Here is an 18801-nt window from a genome sequence, read left to right as displayed (position 1 = left end):
GTAAGTATTCGACAGTTCAAACGCTGACTAGCTATACTTCTATTTGAGAGGACTTCCATGAGCGAGGATATCCACAACGTCTTGATTGTTGGTTCCGGACCTGCAGGCTACACCGCAGCCATATACGCAGCGCGTGCCAATCTTTCTCCTGTCGTAATCACAGGATCAGTTGCAGCCGGCGGCGCTCTAATGAATACCACTGAGGTGGAAAATTTTCCAGGTTTTCCCGATGGAATACTGGGGCCTGACCTCATGGAAAAAATGCAGAAACAAGCAGAACATTTCGGAGCAGAACTCATCATCGATGATGTAGTTTCTCTTGATCTATCCGGCGACATAAAAACAGCTACAGATGGAAGCGGTAACTCATACCGTGCTCGAGCTGTGATTCTTGCTATGGGTTCTGCTTACCGCGAGCTCCATGTTCCTGGTGAGAAAGAGCTCTCAGGAAAAGGTGTTTCTTGGTGTGCCACCTGTGACGGTTTCTTTTTCCGTGATCAAGACATCGTGGTAGTCGGTGGCGGTGACTCAGCACTTGAAGAAGCAACTTTTCTTACAAAATTTGCCAAGTCAGTCAAAGTGATACACCGGCGTGATCAGCTCAGAGGAAGTGCCATCATGGCACAAAGAGCCATGAATAACCCGAAAATTGAATTCCTCTGGAACTCTGCGGTTACATCAATTAACGGAGTCGATAAAGTCGAATCTATTACCCTCAGAGATACAATAACTGGGGTGACCCGCGAGGTGGAAACTCGTGCTGTTTTTGTAGCTATTGGTCACGATCCTCGCAATGAACTCGTCTGTGACGCTGTTGAGATCGATGAGGGAGGATATGTGTTAACGCAAGGTCGGAGCAGTGTCACTAATATTCCTGGCGTTTTCGCCTGCGGTGACCTTGTAGACCACACTTATCGACAGGCAATCACAGCAGCAGGTAGCGGATGCGCAGCTGCACTCGACGCAGAACGTTATCTGGAAACTATCTAATCTCATACATGAGACCTATCAGTCGTGGGTAAGTGATAACACTTTAGTCTGACTCTCAGTCAGTTAATCAACCAGGAGATTTCATGGCAGCTATTAAAGAGACCAGTGATGCTGATTTCGAAGCTGACGTTCTCAAGAATGAAAAAACCGTTCTTGTCGATTTTTGGGCACCATGGTGCGGTCCTTGCCGTGCTGTAGCTCCAATCCTCGAAGAAATCGCAGCCGAGAATGCTGGTTCGATCGAAATTATCAAACTCAACACTGATGAAAACCCGAAAACTGCAGCTAAGTACGGAATCGTAAGTATTCCTACGATGAACGTCTTCCAGGGCGGGGGAATTGTGAAAACAATTGTCGGAGCCCACCCGAAGCCAAAGTTGCTCCGCGAAATCGCAGACTTCATTGCCTGATATAACAAGGGTTGGGGTGTTGTTTCACATGAAACAACACCCCAACCCTTGTTAATTTTAAGTTTCCTGGATAGATTCGCTCTCTTCAGCTAAACAGGTCGAGTCAATTGCCTTCAAGATTCGGTCTAAGTCCTCTCGACCAGCAAACTCAACCGTTAGTTTCCCTTTTTTTCTCCCCATATTTATGGTCACATGAGTATCAAGGCGATCTGTAAGTCTTGCTGCTAAATCTTCATACCCCTGATTATGTTGAGAACTGCGCGGACGACGAGGTTTACTACTAGCATTATTTGACGAAACGGCAACAATTTCTTCTACTGTTCGCACAGATAGGCCTTCTGCCACTATTCGCTGAGCTAGACGCTCTATCGCTGCTGCATCTGAAAGACCCAACAAGGCACGAGCATGGCCTGCAGTTAAAACACCAGCTGCTACACGCCGAGCAACAAGAGGCGGAAGCCTCAGAAGTCGCAATGTATTACTAATCTGAGGGCGTGATCGAGCTACACGATCTGCGAGTTCTTCGTGGGTGCAACCAAAATCATCAAGCAGTTGCTGATAGGCAGCGGCTTCTTCCAAAGGATTGAGCTGAACTCGATGCAAGTTTTCCAAAAGCGCATCACGCAGCATTGCGTCATCAGGTGTGCTTTTGATGATTGCAGGCACTGATTGCAGCCCCGCTATTCGGGAAGCGCGCCAACGCCTCTCACCCATAATTAACTCATAGCCAGATTCAATTTCTTGACTATGCCGAACAACAATTGGTTGGAGTATTCCAATTTCTTTGATGCTGGCAACAAGTTCATCTAGCTCTTGCTCATCAAAAACTGTTCGAGGTTGCTTCGCATTCGGGTGAATTGCATCAATATCAATCTGAGCAAGCTCAATCCCTGGAACAGGAGACAAGTCATCTTTCACCACGACTCCCTCTCGGGGCTCTGTGGAAGTTATGACTATTTCTCCTTCAGATTCGAGATGAATTTTACTTAGTTCTTTGGTTTCCCGTGAAACATCAGAACTACTTTGAACTACATCAGATTCTGAAGAACTGACATCCGCCCCTGCACGTCCTACACTCTCGAAAGCTTTATCTAAAGCAGCACGACGTCCCTGACTATCTGTAGGAGCACTCGACTTATTTTTTCGTCCAGATGCAGCTGCTGATGAAGAAGCAGATTCTCGTGTGCGCCGAGTAACGTCGCTTTCAAAGAATAAATCTGCTGGCCTGGTTTGCACTGCAGGAACTGACTCAGTCAAGGGCCTTGTACTTCGTGGTTTAGCTGCAAGTGATTCTCGCGGGACATCAGTGGGAATCAAAGCCCCCAACCCCCGCCCTAAACCACGCTGCCGATCACTACTCATACGTTCTTCCTCCTCCTCGTGCCCACTACCAGCTAATAGCCGTTTCGCTAAACTCGCTGCTATATATGTTTCCCGTGAAACATTACTTACGATTGAGAACTTGGATCGCGTTCAACAAACTCTCGAGCAACACCTAGATACGCTAAGGATCCCGTACTCATCGGATCGTAAGTCAAAACGGTTTCGCCGTAGCTTGGAGCTTCAGATATCCGAACAGATCGCGGCACCATCGCATTGAGTACCTGATCTGGGAAAACTGAGCGAACTTCTTCTGCTACCTGCGATGAAAGCTTGGTGCGCCCGTCATACATCGTGAGCAAGATCGTCGAAATGTGAAGCACAGGGTTGAGGTGTCGCCGGATCATGTCGATATTGCGGATCAACATCGACAAACCTTCCAAAGCGTAGTATTCACACTGAATCGGAATAAGCACTTCGCGAGCAGCCACAAAAGCATTAAGCGTGAGAAGTCCCAAGCTTGGGGGGCAGTCGATAATCACATAATCAACTGGATCTTTGTCTTTATTTTTTTGCAGCAGATAAGACTCAATTGCTCTTTGCAGTCGTGTTTCACGTGCAACGAATGAAACTAGTTCTATCTCAGCACCAGCTAACTCAATCGTGGCAGGTACGCACGTTAGTCCTTGGGTTAACGCAGAAGGTTGCTCAACATCAATCAGCGAAGCATCTTCAATCAGAACATCATAAATACTGTCGACCTCTGAGGAATGCTCGATCCCTAGTGCGGTGCTTGCATTGCCTTGTGGGTCCGAATCTATAAGTAATACTCGTTGCCCTCCAAGTGCCAGAGCTGTTGCAAGATTGACTGCTGTAGTTGTTTTCCCAACGCCTCCTTTTTGATTTGCGATAGTGATGATCCTGGTATGCGCAGGTTTCTTCCAGGGAGATCCTTTAGGTCGAATCAAACGCCGCTTCGGCTGGGAAACGACCCTGTTCAGCGCTGATTCATCTGGTTCCTTTTCGTCTAAGGGGTCAGCATGATCTTTTACTGTCAGTGCTGGTGACTCCTGGGGCACAGCTCCTCCTTGTCTCTAACGTCAACGCGTTTCACGAGAAACAGAGCTCCGACAAGAAGTTTCACGTGAAACATGCATAGAACGATGCCTTCAAGGACCTACGGTACCCTCAGAGCTAGCTCTGGTGACATGACGACATGACAATTACGGAACAGAGAGATTCTGGGCATCAAAAACCTCTCGACTCACCTAAGTGGGCCGAGAGGTCAACTGAGACCTTACTGATTTTGAGTTCTGCGACTATGGCGTGACTTTTTCTTGCCAGAAGTTTTCACTCGAACATTTCCCTTCTGGGCTGAGATAAAACGAATACGTACAAGCGTCGTGGGATCTTCTAAAGTTCCTTCTCCAAGAAGCTCAACTTTGCTATCACAGCCACCAGAGACAGCTATTTGCTGACGGTCCTCTTCCAGTTCACGATAAGCAGATGCGCCTTTGAGAGCAACCAGTTCGCCTCCCGGGCTCAATAGGGGGGCAGCCCACATTGCCAGTTTTGCAAGACGAGCGACTGCTCGTGCAGTTACAACAGGAACAGCGAGCTGGCCGGCTAAAGCTTCGGCGCGCGCATGATGAATTACCACATTTGTAAGTCCCAATTCCTCAACAGCAGATGAAAGCCATGTTGTGCGTCGCGCAAGTGGCTCAATCAGATGTAGTTGCAGGTCAGGCCGTGCAATAGCTAAAGCTAATCCTGGCAGCCCAGCACCAGAGCCAATATCTGCCACGGCGACACCAGGTTCCAGTACATCTTGCACGATTGCACAATTTAGAATGTGCCTACTCCACAATCGTGGAACTTCGCGAGGACCTATTAGTCCGTGAGTCACTCCCGTTGTAGCTAATAATTCTGAAAACTTTACAGCTATATCTAGGCGATCTTTATAGATCAGATGAGCAATCCTGGGAGGAAGGGAAAGTTCAGAGGAAAACGAATTATCCACGGTTGGTTGATCCATCGTTAAGAAGGCGAATGATGGCAGTGGCCGCGCCTAGCTGCCACTGCCATCAGAGAAGGTGTGATTTAAACCAGGGGAAGTACAACAACGAAACGGTGAGGCTCACTGCCTTCGGATTCTGATTCGAGTCCTGCGCGAAGCACCTCGTCATGAACTACTTTACGTTCAAATGCAGACATAGGTTCGAGCGATCGAGCCTCGCCGTATTTTTTTACCTCAGCGATCACTTTTCGTGCACTAGATATAACTGCTTCGCGCCTCTCAGCACGGTGGCCAGCTACATCAAGCATTACCCGGCTACGCTCACCAGTTTCAGCCTGTACTGCCATACGAGTTAATTCTTGTAATGCTTCGAGAACTTTGCCGTCTTGCCCGACTAAACGACGTGGTACTCGACCATCTTCTGAATCTACGATGGCAACTGAAGCCCGGTCGCCATCGATATCTACATCAATGTCACCGTCCAAGTCGGCAATATCAAGTAAACGCTCGAGGAAGTCTGCCGCAATTTCACCTTCACGCTCTAGCTCCTCTGTGCGGCTAGCACTAATTCCCTCGCTCATGCTGTCCCTCCAATGAATAGGCAGTTCTATCCGCTGCCAGATCGATTATGTGTGGCCTGGCCGCGCAAAGCGCGGGAATACAAGTTATTTTCGCCGCGAACGGCTGGTCCTGCGAGGCTGCTGACGCTGACCACCTTGTCGAAGCTTGTCCGCTGCAGGGCTATCGCGATACTCACCTGCAATGTTTGAGACATCTGTGTTGTTTTTGAACCACGAACGTTTTTTCTCTGATGCAATATTTTTTTCTACTGCATCCATGCGACTTTCTGCCGGCAGTTTTCCTTGACGACGGCGTCTTTCTTGGAATGCTTTTTCTGCTTCCGATCCAGGAGTTGGCATCCGGCGAATCACCCAAAACTGCTGCCCCATTGACCAGACGTTCGTGGTGAACCAGTAGATAAGAACACCTACAGGAAAATTGACACCTGTAACCGCAAAAATCAAGGGGAAAACATACAACATTACTTTTTGTTGCCGAGCCATCGGATTGTCAAGTGCCGAAGCAGGCATATTTTTCATCGTCAGCTGATGCTGCGTGATAAATGTAGTGGCTGACATCAACAGAATCAGCACAATTGTAAGAATTTTTGCCTCGATGGAATGAGAGGTCATAAATGTGGCTGACAGCGGGGCTCCGAAAAGAGTCGATGCATCTGCCTGACCTGCTAGCTGTGGATTCAATGGTCCTGCAGACAAACGCTGTCCATAAGCAACTCGACCAAGGTTGTTCAAAACGCTAAACAACGCAAAGAAGAAAGGCATCTGAACAAGAATCGGCAGACAAGATGCAAAAGGGTTGGTCCCTGTTCGACGATACAGATCCATTGTTTCTTCAGACATTCGCTGCCGAGATTCTGGATCAGTTTTTCCCTTGTATTTTGCTTGAATCTTCTGCATCTCAGGCTGAATGAGCTGCAGACGACGTGACGACTGGATTTGTTTAAAGAACAAGGGCATCAACAGGACGCGGATGACAATAACCAATCCACCAATGGATAGCGCCCACGTCCACCCTGACTCTGCAGGCATTCCAACCCACGAGAAGAGACTGTGGAAAGCAACCAGCACCCACTCGACAAACCATTCAAGTGGAAGCATCAGCGTCTCGAAAAAGGACCTCTCCATATTTTCCTCTACGGTCTCTTCGTTCCATCTTCGGGTATCTCTACAGACCAGATATGACCGAAGTTTATTGTCAAAGTTTCATCACCTGTCGGTGGTGTCTGAGATAGTTCCATTCTGACGCGCCGAGCGTCTTTTAGCGTCTCGCGCAGGTACATGATCAACACCACCTGGATTCCAAGGATGACAACGCCCCAAACGTCTGACCCCCAGCCCAAGCCCCCTGACCACACCAAAACGCTGAATAGACACAAGCATGTACGTGGAACAACTGGGATAGAAACGGCATCTAGGGGGTATCAGGGGAGAAATAAATAGCTGATACCCCCGAATCGCCCATAAAAACGGCCTAGCTAGCATGCCACGTAAGCGATCGACTAGTAGGGGACTCACACAGATCGACCCATCACTGATTTTTTGTGACCCACTGAAACTTCATTCAAGTCTTTCATCACCCTAGTGAGAAGACGTTCTAGCTCAGTCTCAAGGCGTAGAAAGTCTACTTGCGCGGACGCAGGGTTAGCTCGAACGACGAGGTCGACACCTTGGGGGAGAGAAGGAATACGTGCACGCAAAGAATGGCGTAGACGGCGCTTTACTCTGTTTCGCACAACAGCAATGCCCACCGCTTTCGACACAACGAAGCCGACCCGCGGGGGTCGGCTTCGTCTGCCCTCAGGCTGAGCAACATGAATAACAAGCAGTTTTCCACCTGCTCTCTTGCCTTTTACCGCTACGTGAAAATCTGTAGGTTCACATAGCCGGTTACATGCGGAGAGCACGATCCTGCCCGGAAGATTCAGGCGGAAATGCTGGCGCGGCCTTTACGGCGACGGCAGGCAAGAATAGCGCGGCCAGCACGAGTGGCCATACGACTGCGGAAGCCGTGCTTTTTAGCGCGACGACGGTTGTTGGGCTGAAAAGTGCGCTTGCTCACGTTGAACTCCGTTGGGTCTCGTCGACGAGTCGGTTAAGTCGGCTCGACCATGACGCGACGCAAATCTCGAACGATTGAGAAAGCCTCGCCGCCGACGGTCGGGATCGAAGGTCCGTCTCCACTCTCATTCTAGTCACTACGCGCGAGAGAAACTCATGACTTCTGCGCACGTTACGTCTTGACTACCACAGCTTGGAGACGGGCACACGAAACCGCCCGTCGAAACCGACTGACACACCACGTTACGTGAAATAGGAAATAGAGGTCAAACTTGCTGGGCTAACTTACTCGAACCACAGCGAATACAGCTACCTCATCTGGCAGTTCACCCAGCGGCCGATGAGTTCGTGCATTTGAACGCAAACCTATCCGCCGACCCGATTGACAGATTCTGCTTACGACTAGCCAGCACGACTCGCTGTCTATTTTCCACCGGCCAAGTGACCCGAAAACCTAAGCGAGAGAGATTCCCACAGGGCATCCACATGCATGCACTGCCCTTAATACTTCGTCAAATACCCACCTAAGCAGCAGGTTTCATGACCTTAATTGACTTTGTCAATGGTCGAGCACTAGTAGCCTGTGGATATCCCGTATCCTGTACCCCCAGGCTGTTTCCACAGCTGTGGAAACAGCCTGGGCAGCACTGTAGCCTGCATGTTTCAATAAAACTTCTCGAGAAAATTGATGCCCTGCGCGGGCAGGTACACACAGGGTTTCCCACAAGATGCTCGCGCAGTGGACACCTAACGTGTCCTAGGACTTATCACCGCATTACATACTCAGCAGGAGGGCACAACGTGTCGGAAAAACAAAGCGACACCAGCCGGATCTGGACGGCGACGCTGCACTCTCTGCAGGAAGCAGGCATCCCTGCTCCGCAACGAGCTTTCGTCGCACAATGTGCGCTGGTTGGAATTCTCGACTCAACCGCAATCATTGCTGTACCTGATGAATTCACTAAAGACATTGTGGAGACACGCGTTCGCGAGTCTCTTACGGAATCCCTAGCGCGGGAAACTGGCCGTGATATTCGCCTCGCAGTAACAGTAGATTCCTCTATTCGTGGAGCTATCGAGGAATCGAGTCAGCCAACTCTTGATATGTACAGCGAAAACGACAGTTGGAAAATTGAAGATATCCATTCCTCAAGCAAGACCAGCGGAGACAATTCGCTTCCCGTAACTTCTGCTGCCGCTCAAGAACGCTTTGGGGGGGTGGCGGATACTGTTTCCACGGAAACTGCTCATCACGATTCTGGACCAGACAGGCCACGTAAACCAGCAGGAGGTAACACCAAGAATCAAACAACAAATGATTCAGGTGGCGACCATCTCAATCCTAAATACACCTTCGACACATTCGTGATTGGCTCTAGTAACCGTTTTGCTCATGCGGCCGCAGTGGCTGTCGCTGAGGCCCCAGCTCGAGCTTATAACCCGCTTTTTATCTATGGCGATTCAGGTCTAGGCAAGACACACCTGCTGCATGCGATAGGCCACTACGCACAGAATCTCTACCCAAAAGTTCGAGTTAAATATGTGAACTCTGAAGAATTCACAAATGATTTTATCAACTCAATCCGCGATGATCGCGCTAGCAGCTTTCAGCGCCGCTATCGCGAAACTGATATTCTACTTATTGACGATATTCAGTTCCTGTCAGGAAAAATGCAAACTCAGGAAGAGTTTTTCCACACTTTTAACACTTTACATAATGCCAATAAGCAAGTAGTTATCACTTCCGATGTTCCACCAAAGCAGCTCTCTGGCTTCGAAGAGCGCATGCGGTCTCGGTTCGAAATGGGCTTACTTACTGATGTCCAACCGCCAGATTTAGAAACGCGAATCGCGATTCTTTCAAAAAAAGCACGTCAGGAGCAATTAAAAGTTCCTGACGAAGTTCTTGAATTCATTGCGAGTCGGATATCTAGCAACATTCGTGAGCTAGAAGGAGCGCTCATACGCGTAACTGCTTTCGCCAGCTTAAATAGACAAGAAGTGGATCTCGGGCTAGCAGAAATTGTTTTGCGTGATCTCATGCCTGATCAACAAATTAGTCAGATCACAGCTGCGACAATCATGGCGCAAACAGCTGGGTACTTTGACCTCACTATTGATGATCTGTGCAGCGCCTCTAGGTCACGCACTCTCGTCAATGCTCGTCAAATTGCTATGTACCTATGCCGTGAACTGACTGAGCTCTCTCTACCCAAAATTGGCCAGCAGTTCGGTGGGCGTGACCACACAACTGTCATGCATGCAGACAAGAAGATCCGGCAGCTCATGGCAGAGCGGCGCTCTGTTTATAACCAGGTAACAGAGCTAACCACGCGTATCCGATCTCAACAGTCCACTTAGACGACTTAGTTTCACCTGCGAGGGGGGGTTGGGAGATGACGTCATCTCCCAACCCCCCCTCGCAATGCCTCACTGGCACGTAGGCAGCGACACGCGCGAAAAACAGACACCACCACACTGACTCTTCAAATATTTTTCATCCTTTTTGGGTCGGATTTTAGGGGTTGAAGAGTTGCTATTCTCCACTGCAAGGGGACCCTCCTGACTTATCCACATACTTGTTCATAAGTCAGGAGGGTAATCGTTTTCGTAATCCACTGCGGATCTAATTAGCCCTTGACCTGCCTTGTTGGATCCACAACTGGGGACAAGATTGGGGATATCTTGTGAAGATTCCTTGCTCTTCCCTGTGGATAAATCAGTGGGTAACCCTGGGGAGAAGTGCGTATTGCATGAGGAAAGATAGATACAAGACTGTGGATGCAGTGTGGATGCAGTGAGAGTTTCCACAGGGTCGTATAGGTCATCCACTAAAAATCCACAGACAAAATCCCCAACCCTTAAGGGCCCTTGAACTGGTCATATCGAGGAAATCCACAAAATCCACAGGGCTTATTAAGACGATGAATCTATACCTCTAGCTATGCGCGACTGCGTACGGAAGCACCTCGAGGTAGGTGGCCCGACTAGGTAAAGTTCCAAAATTTGGGCCACTTTGGGAGAAGAGCAGGCTCCAAGGTGGTTAGCATCGATGTGTCAAACCGTTTCGAGCCGAAAGCCTGAAACCGAAACGACCATGGCCACCGAAGTGGATTCATTGATGTGGCCCCACGCGCTGTGTTGAGTTTGAGGAGCGGTGACTGTGAGATTCCGTGTAGAGCGCGACGTGCTGACTGAAGCAGTCACTTGGGTAGCTCGTGGCCTGCCTAATCGTCCACCTACGCCGGTTCTAGCCGGAATTCTTCTCGAAGCTGACGCTGACGGGTCATTGACTTTATCTGCGTTCGATTACGAAGTATCTGCACGTATAACTGTTGAGGCAGATGTGCACGAACCAGGCCGAGCATTAGTTTTAGGGCGGATGCTTTCAGATATTTCAAAAACACTTCCAGGAAAACCCGTCGATGTGACTACTGACGGAAATAAAGTTTCTGTCGCTTGTGGATCTAGTCGTTTTTCCTTGCTAAAAATGCCCGTGGAAGAATATCCCACACTCCCGGTATCTCCTGAGCCGAGCGGTCACATTCCTGGTGATGTCTTCACTCATGCAGTAGCCCAGGTCAGTGTTGCTGCTGATCGTTCAGATACGCTTCCCATTCTTACGGGTGTTCGCATGGAGGTCGACGGTGAGCGCATGACATTGTTGGCTACAGATCGTTATCGCTTGGCCATGCGTGAGCTGACTTGGCGTCCTGATGATGAGGACATTAACGCCGTTGTTCTTGTTCCTGCTCGGACGCTCTCCGACACAGCAAAATCTCTAGGGGCATCTGGCTCGGTTTCGGTTGCCCTTGGGGAAGCAGCTGGAGGTGACGGCCTTATTGGCTTTGATGCAGGGCAACGTCGCACAACTAGTCGCCTTCTCGATGGCGACTATCCCAAAGTTTCAGCGATTTTCCCTAATAGCGTCGATACCGAAGCAATTGTGGATACTCAAGTGCTTATCGAAGCTGTCAAGCGAGTCTCCATTGTTGCAGAACGAAACACACCCGTTCGTCTTCGATTCGTTGATGGACAAGTGAGCATCGATGCGGGGACAGGAGAGGATGCACAGGCTAGCGAAGCGGTTGAGTGTCAGTTAGTTGGGCCTGACATCGAAATTGCCTTCAACCCGACTTACCTGATCGATGGGCTTAACGCTGTTTCATCTCCCTTTACCAGACTTGCTTTCACTCAGCCTGGTAAGCCAGCAGTTCTCAGCGGTCAAAGAGAAGCAGATGGTGACTGTGACTCTTCGTACCGATATGTACTCATGCCAGTGCGTTTTACTAACTGATCTTTATTAAATGGTGGGGAGGGGGATCCTCTCCACCATTTAATTTATTTTGTAACAATATTCCGATAGTAAAACTCATAAGAAAGTGGATTATGCACGTCACACATCTATGGGTTGCAGACTTTCGTAACTACATCTCCACAGATGTTTCCCTCGAGCCAGGAGTCACGTTTCTCGTTGGCCCCAATGGTCAAGGTAAGACAAATCTAGTCGAAGCTATCGGATACCTCGCAACTCTTCGATCACATAGAGTCGCCAGTGACGGTCCACTTGTTCGATTCGGCGCAGATCATAGCGTCATCAGGGCAGCTGTTAGTAAAAGAGGGCGCAGTACCACTGTTGAGGTTGACATTATTCCTGGTCGCGCAAATAAAGCTGGGATTAATAGAACTCAAGTTTCGCGTCCTAGAGACATTCTGGGTAACGTAAGGACCGTTTTATTCGCCCCAGAGGATCTATCGATTATTAAAGGTGATCCATCTGGAAGACGTGATTTTCTAGATACGCTTCTTGTTGCGCGGCAGCCCAAATGGGCGTCAGTTCAAGGAGACTACGCTCGAGCTTTGAAGCAGCGTAATGCTTTATTGAAGAAAGCTGTGTCCCTTGGTGGAGGTGGCAAAAAAACTAGCTATCCAAAAGATCCTTATTTTGAGTCGACTTTATCTATATGGGATGACCAGCTTGCGGGGTTAGGTGGGCGACTTATGTATGCGCGTCTCAGGCTTCTTCATGATCTTTCTCCCCGTTTGAAGGACGCTTATTCTTCAATTTCTGAAGACGAAACAGAAAACTTTTTCGCGCGTGCTACGTATAGAACAAGTCTTACCTTAGAACACTCTCTTAAAGTTTCTTCCCTCATTAATTCTAACGAGACTCCTGATGTAGAAGATTTACAACAGGCCCTCTTTGAATCCTTGCAAGGATCTCATCAAGCTGAGTTCGCACGGGGAGTAACCCTGTTTGGGCCGCATCGAGATGAAGTAGAGCTTTCTCTTGGGGAGATGCCTGCAAAGGGATATGCCTCGCACGGAGAAACTTGGTCTTTTGCCCTCGCGTTGAAGCTTGCTTCGTATCATCTTCTTCGCCATGACCTCGGAGAAGATCCTGTTCTGATTCTTGATGATGTTTTTGCTGAGCTTGACGCTCGTCGTCGTGCACGTTTAGCGGAGCTGATCGAAGATGCTGAACAAGTTTTAATTACCGCTGCAGTAGAGGAGGATCTTCCTCCTCTACTGCAGGGAAAGACACTTAATATCTTCGCCGGAAATGTGCGAGATGAATGAGAAAAAATATTTTCGTCAAGTTTCATCTTTCCTAGGTGTAGGTGCATATCAACATGCGCCTACACCTCCCACACCCGATTTATGTGAAGACTCCGCGCTGCGCGATGATGCCGCGCGTGCAGCTCTGGCACGCGCACGAAATACAGCCCGTGAAGCAGGACTTCGGCCTGGCATGCTTCCACGGAAACGTCGAAGAAGAAACAGCGAGCCATTAACCAGCTCCGCTGGCCCCGATCGACGAGACCCACAGCTTCTCGGTGATGAACTCGGCCGATTAATAGAAACACGCGGATGGCGCAAAGATGTCTCCGCAGCGTCGGTTATGGGGAGCTGGCCAGCAGTAGCTGGACTCGATATTGCTCGACATTCAGTACCGGTGAGTTTTGAAGAAGGAATTTTGGTAGTACGCGCTGAATCAACAGCGTGGGCTACGCAGTTGACTTACATGATTCCGCAACTGCAGGCCCGCATTGATGACGCGATAGGTAACGGAGTAGTCACCAATATTCGGGTAACAGGGCCCAGTGCGCCGTCCTGGAAACGAGGACCAAGGCGTAGTCGGGGCCCAGGGCCTCGAGATACTTACGGCTAGTCGAAAAGGCACGTCACCCCATAAAGTTCCCACAAAGAACTCACTAAAGCGACCTGAGCCGATCTCTGGTCCGCAAAGATCTTCTGCATACCCACCCACATGTCTCGGGTTTCAATGCGACTCAAGGGCTTGAGGAGAGCCCCATTGCGATATTCGCTGTGGAGTGAAGGTAGACTGAATGCTCGACCGTGTATGAGAGGGCAGCATTCATGCGTGCTTCTCTGTGGTCAGCTGTTCTGATCCCGCGCCCCAGCGGCCTGCGTACCGAGGAGTCCTGTGACCGACTCGAGCTCTGAACCCGTGACCGGTGCAGAGGCGTTTCCTGCATCTGAAAACACATCCATTGCCTACGATGCCAGCGCCATCACCGTCCTGGAAGGCCTGGAAGCGGTTCGTAAACGCCCCGGCATGTACATCGGATCTACAGGCGAGCGAGGATTACATCACCTCATCTGGGAGATCGTCGATAACTGTGTAGACGAAGCTCTCGCTGGGTATGCCACTCGCGTAGATGTGACACTGCTGAACGACGGGGGCGTACGAGTCCAAGATGATGGGCGAGGCATCCCCACTGATATCCACCCTGTGGAGAAAGTCTCTGCTGTCGAACTTGTGCTTACCCAGCTGCACGCAGGCGGAAAATTCGGTGGAGGAGGTTACAAAGTCTCTGGCGGTCTTCACGGTGTGGGGTCCTCTGTCGTCAACGCCCTGTCCACTCGACTAGAAGCCGAAGTTCGACAGAAAGGCCATGTGTACCGCATGGCCTTCGAACATGGAGTCCCCACCGGGCCGCTGCAGGAAATGGAAGAGATACCGGCAGAAGAAACCGGAACGACGATCACTTTCTGGGCTGACCCGGCGATCTTCGAAACCACAACCTACGATCTCGAAACCGTCCGTGCTCGGTTTCAGCAGATGGCATTCCTTAACAAAGGGCTGACGATCTCTGTTACGGATGAGCGCCGTCCAGAGCACGACGAATCAGTAGTCGACGATGCTGTAGACGAAGCTGATCTCTCCGTTCCCAAGGACGCTGAGGGCAGTGACGAACTCACAGAAAGCGTGTGGAAACCAGTCGTCATCACCTATCGCTACGACGGTGGACTCGTTGACTACGTCCAGCACTTGAACTCCAGTAAGCGCAGCGAGACAGTGCATGAACAAATCATCGATTTCAACCGTGAAGATTCAGAGCGATCCATGTCTGTGGAAATCGCTTTGCAGTGGACAACGGCTTACTCCGAGTCGGTGCACACTTACGCAAATGCGATCAACACCCATGAAGGCGGAACACACGAGGAAGGATTCCGATCTGCGCTGACCAATCTGGTCAACAGGTTCGCGCGGGCTCAGAACCTCCTGAAAGACAAAGACGACAACCTCACCGGTGAGGATGTACGTGAAGGCCTTACCGCAGTCGTCTCTGTGAAACTCGGCGAACCCCAGTTTGAAGGACAAACAAAAACCAAATTGGGTAACTCTGAAGTACGTGGTTTCGTGCAAGGGACCATGACAGAAGGCCTAGGCGACTGGTTTGAACGTCATCCAAACGAAGGTCGAGAGATCGTCAAGAAAGCAATTAATGCTGCACATGCTCGGCTAGCTGCGCGTAAAGCGCGTGAAGCAACACGGCGCAAAGGCCTGATGGAGTCCGGGGGACTGCCAGGAAAACTGCGTGACTGTCAATCAAAAGACCCATCCGTCAGTGAGATCTACATTGTCGAGGGAGATTCCGCCGGTGGATCTGCCAAAGATGGCCGCGATCCTTTTAATCAAGCGATTCTTCCTATTCGTGGAAAAATCCTCAATGTCGAAAAAGCTCGCATCGACCGAATTATGAGCAACATGGAGGTGCAAGCATTGATCTCCGCGTTTGGTACTGGTATTGGTGAAGACTTTGATCTGAAGAAAGCGCGTTATCACAAAATTGTACTCATGGCCGATGCCGACGTGGATGGTATGCACATCCGTACGTTGCTATTGACACTGTTGTTCCGGTTTATGCGACCGCTCATTGAGGCCGGATACGTGTACCTAGCCCAGCCTCCGTTGTATCGACTCAAATGGATCAACCATCCACACGAGTACGTGTTCTCCGATGAGGAACGAGACCGCCAGCTCCAAGCCGGTAAGAGCGCCGGCTGGAGGCTGCCCAAAGATGGCATCCAGCGGTACAAGGGTCTGGGAGAAATGAACTCCAGTGAGTTGTGGGACACCACGATGGACCCAGAGCACCGTGAGCTTCTCCAGGTCAATCTCGACGATGCGGCTGCAGCTGACGAAATCTTCTCCGTGCTTATGGGAGAAGACGTTGAGTCAAGACGTGACTTCATCCAGAGGAACGCGCGGGACGTTCGGTTCCTTGACGCGTAGCGATTACCGCAGGGGCAGAGGCAGAGATCGGCTCTCAACGTTGGTTTTCCGCTTCCACCCACAAATGTCAGTTGGTCTTTCCCGTTGGTGATCGTGTCGATCTCCGCCCGAACATGATTGTGAAGGATTTGTTGTGAGCGACGAACAGCCTCCTGGTGTCGATGTTGAGGCAGCTGGATCCGGCTACGACCGGGTCGCGCCAGTAGACCTGAACACCGAGATGCAGCGTAGCTACATCGAGTACGCGATGAGCGTGATCGTCAGCCGCGCATTGCCAGATGTACGAGATGGCTTCAAGCCGGTACATCGGCGGATTATTTACGCGATGTTTGATGGTGGGTACCGGCCTGACCGCGGTTACAACAAGTGTCAGCGCGTTGTCGGTGAAGTGATGGGGCAATATCACCCACACGGTGATTCGGCTATCTACGATGCATTGGCACGTTTGGCCCAGTCATGGGTGATGCGATATCCGCTCATTGACGGTCAAGGAAACTTCGGTAACGCAGGCAACGACGGCCCTGCTGCCGCGCGATACACCGAATGCCGGATGGCTCCCTTAGCAATGGAGCTAGTTCGTGACATCCATGAAGATACAGTCGACTTCTCGCCGAACTATGACGGCAAGAATCAAGAGCCAGACATCCTGCCAGCACGAATTCCGAACCTACTGGTCAATGGGTCTAATGGAATTGCTGTGGGGATGGCTACCTTAATCCCTCCACATAACTTGCGTGAGGTCGCCGAGGCAGCCCAATGGGTGCTGGCACATCCTGACGCAACAAAAGAAGAACGTTTAGAAGCATGTATTTCCATTATTAAGGGACCAGATTTCCCCACGGCCGGTTTGATCATGGGGCGTCAAGGAATTGAAGACGCTTACCGCACAGGCCGAGGGTCAATCATCATGCGGGCGCGTGTGCTGGTTGAAGAGATCCAAGGGCGTACATGCTTGGTGGTGACCGAGTTGCCATACATGGTTAACCCGGACACGTTGGCTACAAAAATCGCGGAGCTAGCTAAAGAAGGGCGTGTGTCGGGGATTGCCGATATTCGCGATGAGTCTTCTGGGCGTACCGGACAACGTCTGGTGATTGTGCTGAAGCGAGATGCAGTTGCCAAAGTTGTACTGAACAACTTGTACAAGCACACGCAACTACAGACGAACTTCGGCGCAAACATGCTTGCACTTGTCGACGGTGTTCCGCGTACGCTGCCGATTTCAGCATTCGTTCGGCACTGGGTCGACCATCAGGTAGACGTCATCTTGCGCCGTACTAAGTACCGTCTGCGCAAGGCCGAGGAACGTATGCACATTCTGCGTGCGCTGCTCAAAGCGTTGGACATGCTCGATGAGGTGATCGCTCTTATCCGACGTTCGCCCACGCCTGATGAAGCCCGAACTGGATTGATGGGGCTACTGAGCATTGATGAATTGCAAGCAAACGCGATTCTTGACATGCAGCTGCGTCGTTTGGCCGCCCTGGAACGGCAGAAAATCCTTGAAGAGCACGATGAACTCGCCGCCCTTATCAAGGATTACCAAGACATCATCGCCAAGCCTGAGCGGCAGCGGCAGATCGTCTCCGAGGAGCTGACCGAGACAGTCGAGAAATGGGGCGATGAACGTCGTTCGCAGATCATGCCCTACGACGGTGAAGTCTCGATGGAAGACCTCATTCCTGAAGAAAACGTCGTTGTCAACATCACCTGCGGCGGGTATGCCAAGCGCACACGAGTCGATGAGTACCGATCACAAAAACGTGGTGGTAAAGGGGTTCGCGGAGCAACCTTGCGAGGCGATGACATTGTTGAGCACTTCTTTGTGACGACAACGCATCATTGGATCTTGTTCTTCACTAACCTCGGTCGGGTATACCGGATCAAGGCGTATGAATTGCCTGAGGGTGCGCGGGATTCGAAGGGTCAGCACGTTGCGAATCTGCTCGAGTTCCAGCCCGATGAACGTATTGCTGCTGTGCTGGCGATCCCGAACTATGAGGTAGCTCCGTATTTGGTTGTGGCTACACGTAAGGGGTTGATTAAGAAAACCTACTTGCGCGAGTACGACTCGCCCCGTTCGGGTGGCCTGATCGCCGTGAACCTACGCGATGGTGATGAGCTCATCGGAGTAACCGCTTTGCATGATGAAGATGACCTGCTACTCGTTTCTCGCAAAGGCCAGTCTTTACGGGTTAAGGGGGACAACAGCACTCTTCGTCCGATGGGGCGTGCCACCAGCGGTGTTACGGGTATGAAATTCCGTGCCGGAGACGAACTCCTAGCTATGTGCTTAGTTCCTGATGCCATGGATCCGGACGTATTTGTTGTGTTTGAGAACGGTATTGCCAAGCGCACGCCTGCCTCCGACTATCCGGTGAAAGGTCGCGCGGGCTTAGGCGTCAAAGTTGCTTCGATGAGTGAACGGGCTGGCGACCTCGTTGGTGCGTTGACCGTTGGTGAAAATGAAGAAGTCATGGTCGTTATGGAAAAGGGCAAGGTCGTTCGCTCGCGTGTCGACGAGGTTCGACGCACTGGACGTAACACCATGGGTGTGCAGTTCGCGAAGCCGGATAGAAACGACGCCATCGTTGCGGTGGCGCGTAACCCCGAGCCCGCTGCCGAAGCCGATGTCGAAGCCATCGAGGACGGCGATACCACGGACAGCGCCGAAGCATTAGCGGCGATGCACGACCCGGCCCAGCCGAGGACCGACATCGGTACCGAAGGAGGAGAGGACTCCGAATCCGCTCATGCCCAGGAGGCTGCTGCCACGATGCAGGACGATGACGGAGGTCAGGCATGAGCAATCCCAAGGGGCAAGCCAATGGGCCAGCCGCTGCACCGCGCACAATGACAGTAGGCGGTGTTCGAGTTGGT

Annotated in this window: 16 protein-coding genes; 8 read left to right on the top strand and 8 right to left on the bottom strand. The window is 50.8% G+C overall.

Annotation, left to right across the window (positions count from 1 at the left end):
* Positions 1-57: 57 nt before the first annotated feature.
* Together trxB and trxA are read left to right on the top strand one after the other, a co-directional pair.
* Complete coding sequence (gene trxB, locus DXZ77_RS10405; RefSeq protein WP_115032005.1) at positions 58-990, top strand: thioredoxin-disulfide reductase; 933 nt, start codon at positions 58-60, stop codon at positions 988-990.
* Positions 991-1073: 83 nt separating this feature from the next.
* Positions 1074-1400 carry a thioredoxin gene (trxA, locus tag DXZ77_RS10400; protein WP_115032003.1) on the top strand — a complete coding sequence of 109 codons (327 nt, stop codon included), beginning with the start codon at positions 1074-1076 and terminating at the stop codon, positions 1398-1400.
* A 57-nt stretch (positions 1401-1457) separates the two neighbouring features.
* Here trxA and DXZ77_RS10395 read toward each other — a convergent pair whose 3' ends face one another.
* The 8 genes from DXZ77_RS10395 to rpmH all read right to left on the bottom strand — a co-directional run bounded on the left by DXZ77_RS10395 (position 1458) and on the right by rpmH (position 7377).
* The gene (locus DXZ77_RS10395; protein ID WP_115032001.1) at positions 1458-2762 is read right to left on the bottom strand and encodes a ParB/RepB/Spo0J family partition protein; all 1305 of its coding nucleotides are present in this window, start codon (positions 2760-2762) and stop codon (positions 1458-1460) included.
* A gap of 86 nt (positions 2763-2848) precedes the next feature.
* Entirely contained in the window at positions 2849-3778 is a 930-nt protein-coding gene (locus DXZ77_RS10390) for a ParA family protein (protein ID WP_371667526.1), read from the bottom strand.
* A 239-nt stretch (positions 3779-4017) separates the two neighbouring features.
* On the bottom strand, positions 4018-4755 hold the full coding sequence (gene rsmG / locus DXZ77_RS10385; protein ID WP_115031998.1) for a 16S rRNA (guanine(527)-N(7))-methyltransferase RsmG: 738 nt from the start codon (positions 4753-4755) through the stop codon (positions 4018-4020).
* A 65-nt stretch (positions 4756-4820) separates the two neighbouring features.
* Positions 4821-5318 carry a Jag family protein gene (locus DXZ77_RS10380; protein WP_115031996.1) on the bottom strand — a complete coding sequence of 166 codons (498 nt, stop codon included), beginning with the start codon at positions 5316-5318 and terminating at the stop codon, positions 4821-4823.
* Between the two features lie 84 nt (positions 5319-5402).
* Complete coding sequence (yidC, locus tag DXZ77_RS10375; RefSeq protein ID WP_115031995.1) at positions 5403-6443, bottom strand: membrane protein insertase YidC; 1041 nt, start codon at positions 6441-6443, stop codon at positions 5403-5405.
* A gap of 81 nt (positions 6444-6524) precedes the next feature.
* On the bottom strand, positions 6525-6800 hold the full coding sequence (gene yidD, locus DXZ77_RS10370; protein WP_115031993.1) for a membrane protein insertion efficiency factor YidD: 276 nt from the start codon (positions 6798-6800) through the stop codon (positions 6525-6527).
* Between the two features lie 29 nt (positions 6801-6829).
* Positions 6830-7222 carry a ribonuclease P protein component gene (gene rnpA / locus DXZ77_RS10365; RefSeq protein ID WP_115031991.1) on the bottom strand — a complete coding sequence of 131 codons (393 nt, stop codon included), beginning with the start codon at positions 7220-7222 and terminating at the stop codon, positions 6830-6832.
* A gap of 17 nt (positions 7223-7239) precedes the next feature.
* On the bottom strand, positions 7240-7377 hold the full coding sequence (gene rpmH / locus DXZ77_RS10360) for a 50S ribosomal protein L34 (RefSeq protein ID WP_084441032.1): 138 nt from the start codon (positions 7375-7377) through the stop codon (positions 7240-7242).
* A gap of 800 nt (positions 7378-8177) precedes the next feature.
* Between rpmH and dnaA the strand changes: the two genes are divergently transcribed.
* The 6 genes from dnaA (at position 8178) to gyrA (ending at position 18727) form a co-directional block, all read left to right on the top strand.
* The gene (gene dnaA / locus DXZ77_RS10355; protein ID WP_258553269.1) at positions 8178-9737 is read left to right on the top strand and encodes a chromosomal replication initiator protein DnaA; all 1560 of its coding nucleotides are present in this window, start codon (positions 8178-8180) and stop codon (positions 9735-9737) included.
* Positions 9738-10539: 802 nt separating this feature from the next.
* Positions 10540-11673: a DNA polymerase III subunit beta gene (gene dnaN, locus DXZ77_RS10350; RefSeq protein WP_115031988.1), complete on the top strand. Its 1134-nt coding sequence runs from the start codon at positions 10540-10542 to the stop codon at positions 11671-11673.
* Between the two features lie 92 nt (positions 11674-11765).
* Positions 11766-12956 carry a DNA replication/repair protein RecF gene (gene recF, locus DXZ77_RS10345; protein ID WP_115031986.1) on the top strand — a complete coding sequence of 397 codons (1191 nt, stop codon included), beginning with the start codon at positions 11766-11768 and terminating at the stop codon, positions 12954-12956.
* Entirely contained in the window at positions 12940-13548 is a 609-nt protein-coding gene (locus tag DXZ77_RS10340) for a DciA family protein (RefSeq protein ID WP_306747166.1), read from the top strand. Before recF ends, DXZ77_RS10340 begins: the two co-directional genes overlap by 17 nt.
* Positions 13549-13848: 300 nt before the next feature.
* Positions 13849-15921 (top strand): DNA topoisomerase (ATP-hydrolyzing) subunit B, encoded by a 2073-nt coding sequence (gene gyrB / locus DXZ77_RS10335; RefSeq protein WP_258553329.1) that lies wholly within the window; start codon positions 13849-13851, stop codon positions 15919-15921.
* 220 nt (positions 15922-16141) lie between these two features.
* A complete protein-coding gene (gene gyrA, locus DXZ77_RS10330) occupies positions 16142-18727 on the top strand; it encodes a DNA gyrase subunit A (RefSeq protein WP_371667524.1) in 2586 nt (861 codons plus the stop codon).
* Positions 18728-18801 lie beyond the last annotated feature (74 nt).

The organism is Dermatophilus congolensis, assembly GCF_900447215.1.
Lineage (GTDB): Bacteria > Actinomycetota > Actinomycetes > Actinomycetales > Dermatophilaceae > Dermatophilus > Dermatophilus congolensis_A.
Note: the sequence above shows the minus strand (reverse complement) of the source record. Positions and strands in the feature narration are given on the sequence as shown.

Coding starts and splice junctions, on each gene's coding strand:
- trxB (WP_115032005.1), top strand. CDS start 58: ATGAGCGAGGATATCCACAACGTCTTGATTGTTGGTTCCGGACCTGCA.
- trxA (WP_115032003.1), top strand. CDS start 1,074: ATGGCAGCTATTAAAGAGACCAGTGATGCTGATTTCGAAGCTGACGTT.
- DXZ77_RS10395 (WP_115032001.1), bottom strand. CDS start 2,762: ATGAGTAGTGATCGGCAGCGTGGTTTAGGGCGGGGGTTGGGGGCTTTG.
- rsmG (WP_115031998.1), bottom strand. CDS start 4,755: ATGGATCAACCAACCGTGGATAATTCGTTTTCCTCTGAACTTTCCCTT.
- DXZ77_RS10380 (WP_115031996.1), bottom strand. CDS start 5,318: ATGAGCGAGGGAATTAGTGCTAGCCGCACAGAGGAGCTAGAGCGTGAA.
- yidC (WP_115031995.1), bottom strand. CDS start 6,443: ATGGAGAGGTCCTTTTTCGAGACGCTGATGCTTCCACTTGAATGGTTT.
- yidD (WP_115031993.1), bottom strand. CDS start 6,800: ATGCTAGCTAGGCCGTTTTTATGGGCGATTCGGGGGTATCAGCTATTT.
- recF (WP_115031986.1), top strand. CDS start 11,766: ATGCACGTCACACATCTATGGGTTGCAGACTTTCGTAACTACATCTCC.
- DXZ77_RS10340 (WP_306747166.1), top strand. CDS start 12,940: ATGTGCGAGATGAATGAGAAAAAATATTTTCGTCAAGTTTCATCTTTC.
- gyrA (WP_371667524.1), top strand. CDS start 16,142: ATGCAGCGTAGCTACATCGAGTACGCGATGAGCGTGATCGTCAGCCGC.